General features: G+C 35.7%; 3 protein-coding genes. 1 reads left to right on the top strand and 2 read right to left on the bottom strand.

The window, feature by feature from the left end; translation table 11 throughout:
• A partial coding sequence (locus HRT72_03505; protein ID NQY66773.1) for a hypothetical protein occupies positions 1 to 1,025 on the bottom strand: 1,025 nt, incomplete at its 3' end.
• The gene (prmC, locus tag HRT72_03500; GenBank protein NQY66772.1) at positions 991 to 1,851 is read right to left on the bottom strand and encodes a peptide chain release factor N(5)-glutamine methyltransferase; all 861 of its coding nucleotides are present in this window, start codon (positions 1,849 to 1,851) and stop codon (positions 991 to 993) included. The genes prmC and HRT72_03505, both read right to left, overlap by 35 nt.
• A gap of 43 nt (positions 1,852 to 1,894) precedes the next feature.
• Here prmC and ribD point away from each other — a divergent pair.
• Positions 1,895 to 2,513 (top strand): bifunctional diaminohydroxyphosphoribosylaminopyrimidine deaminase/5-amino-6-(5-phosphoribosylamino)uracil reductase RibD (ribD, locus tag HRT72_03495; protein NQY66771.1); only part of this gene is annotated, 619 nt, incomplete at its 3' end.

The following is a 2,513-nucleotide window of genomic DNA, read 5'->3' as shown; positions in this document are numbered from 1 at the left end:
TCTAGCACACATCGTACCTCAGTACTGATCCGTCTTGCATAACAAACGCTGCATGTTGGGAGATTCTGTGTTACAATGGGTTTTACAGCCTTCATCAGCCGGCACCTACCTGCCTTTTTTACAACTACACCATCAATGTCGAAAGGCAAGTTCTTGCGTTTGTCATCCCAATAGGCGACAAAGTCCATAATTTGATCTATTGAAGTGCACTTAATAATAAACTGCTGCTCCGTAGAGGACACTTTAAAGCCCCTTTTTTTCGCCTCCAATATATTCTCATAATTTGAAGCAATGCCAAGATCCTCCCCTATTATAGAATATAAAAAACAGTCTAAGTTTCGTTGTGCTACAACGGAAGAATCCTGCATTTTCAACGTTCCAGAGGCAACGTTTCTAGGATTCGCATATTCATCTTCATTCGCCGCTTTTCGCTCTTCATTTAACTTATTAAAGGTTGTTTGATGCATCAACACCTCTCCTCTTATCTCAAAGCTTTTGGGGTAATCGCCCTTTAGTTGAAGGGGAATTGATTTAATAGTTCGGGCATTTATTGTTACATCGTCTCCTTGTAAACCATCACCTCTTGTAACAGCCTGTACTAGCTTTCCGTCTTCATAAGAAAGACTAATGGCTACTCCATCATACTTTAATTCAACCGTATATTCAACGTCGCCGGTAATTTGCTTTTTAACTCTTGTTTCAAAATCAGCTAATTCTCCTTTTGAATAGGTGTTTCCAAGAGATAGCATAGGATACTTATGTGTAATCGTCTCGAAGCTCTTTGTAATTGTTCCGCCAACCCTTTTTGTAGGGGAATTAATAGAAGCGTATTCGGGATATTCACTTTCTAATTTTTCTAATTCTGCCAGTAATGTATCAAATTTGAAATCATTAATGGTAGATTGAGATAGTATATAATATTGATAATTATATTCATTGAGAAGATCAATCAATTCCAAGATACGAGATTCTGCACCTTCATTACTTTTGCTATTTTGTGCACTGAATAAATCTATCTCTGCCATTTAAGTCTTTTATTATTGTAATCTCTTTAAAGAAGTTCTTTGTTCTCAAGTAAGATTTTAGTTTTTCCCCTTTTGCTTCATTTATTTCCAAATAAAGACTGCCCGATTCTTTTAAATTAATTTCTGTAAAATTAAAAATTGCTCGATAGAATATCAGTGAATTATCATCTTCTACAAACAATGCAGCATGAGGTTCATACTTTACAACATTACTGTGCATATTTTCCATTTCTGAATTTAACACATAAGGCGGATTACTTACAATCACATCAAATTTACTTTCAATATTCTCATTTTGACGCTTCAAAATATCAAACAATTCAAATTTAATATCAAGATTATTCTTTAATGCATTTTCCTTAGCTATGTCCAAAGCAACTTCTGAAAAATCATATGCAATAACATTCGCATCGGGATTCCTTTCTTTTAGAGCAAGAGCAATAGCACCACTTCCTGTACCAATGTCTAATATATTTACAGATTTACCTCGGAAATTCTGATCAATAAGAGCAACGAGTTCTTCTGTTTCCTGCCGGGGAATTAAAACACCTGGAGATACATTTAATATCAAGTTATCAAACCATGCTTCTCCCAATACGTACTGCACTGGCTCCGACGTTTTCAATCTTTCAAGAATAACATCTAGTTCTTGCCTTTCTAGCACAGTAACCAACCGATTAGGATTGAGTCGAAGAGAAACATTATCGATTTTCAAGACATATTCTATGCACATTGCAAAGATCGAATCTCTTTCATTATAGCTATATAACTCAGAAAGTTCCTCATTAAAATATTTGGCTAACTCGGAATGCTTGGTTTGGTTCAATTTGATAATCCTAAATGAGGTAAAAAATGTATTTTTGAAATGTATGAATAATTGTGAAATCTACATGCAAAGATGCCTAGAATTGGCTAAGAATGGTTTGGGAAATGTCTCTCCAAATCCATTAGTTGGATGTGTTATTGTTTATAGGGATACCATTATTGGAGAAGGTTATCATCGGCAATTTGGTGAAACTCATGCAGAGGTTAATGCAATTAATTCAGTAAAAGACAAATCGCTTTTAAAAGACTCAGAAATCTATATAAATCTAGAACCGTGCTCACATTACGGCAAAACACCCCCGTGCTCTGATCTTATTATTGAACATGGTATCCGGAAGGTTTTCATCGCCACCGAAGATCATTCCCAAGAGGTTGGTGGAAAAGGTGTAGAGAAATTAGAAGCCGCTAACTATGTCGTAGAAAAAGGGCTCTTGGAAAATGAAGCAATCAATGTAAACAGACGCTTCCACACTTATCACAAATATCGTAGGCCATATATTATTTTAAAATGGGCCCAAACATTAAATGGCTACATTGATACTATCAGAGACTACAAAACTGAAAGAGCAGCAGAAGTGAGCAACGCTATTTCGAATACACTTGTTCACAAATGGAGAAGCGAAGAAGATGCTATCTTGGTTGGAACAAATACCGCGCTATTTG

Source organism: Flavobacteriales bacterium (assembly GCA_013214975.1).
In the GTDB taxonomy this organism is placed as follows: domain Bacteria; phylum Bacteroidota; class Bacteroidia; order DT-38; family DT-38; genus DT-38.
The sequence above is the reverse complement of the archived record's forward strand: the minus strand, read 5'-3'. Positions and strand labels throughout refer to the sequence as shown.